Consider the following 239-nt stretch of genomic DNA (forward strand, 5'->3'; position numbering starts at 1 on the left):
CTGCGCCAGCAAGACGCGCGTACGAGGGAGAGCCGCTGATGGGCAACAAGTCTTTGATCGCTCTGATCGTCGGTGTCGTCGCCGCCATCGTCCTGTGGAACAGCGTCTACGTAGTCCAGCAGACCGAGCGCGCGGTCATGTTGCGCTTCGGTCGGGTGGTCGAGTCCGACGTCAAGCCGGGCCTGCACTTCAAGATCCCGTACGTCAACCAGGTGCGCAAGTTCGACGCTCGCCTGCTG

At 63.2% G+C, this 239-nt stretch carries 1 protein-coding gene; it reads left to right on the forward strand.

Annotation, left to right across the window (positions count from 1 at the left end; genetic code table 11):
• Nucleotides 1-38: 38 nt before the first annotated feature.
• Nucleotides 39-239, forward strand: a 201-nt coding sequence (locus HMPREF0072_RS11670; RefSeq protein ID WP_211204253.1) for an SPFH domain-containing protein, incomplete at its 3' end; no start/stop codon positions are given.

The sequence above is a fragment of the Anaerococcus lactolyticus ATCC 51172 genome, from assembly GCF_000156575.1.
Classification (GTDB): domain Bacteria; phylum Bacillota; class Clostridia; order Tissierellales; family Peptoniphilaceae; genus Anaerococcus; species Anaerococcus lactolyticus.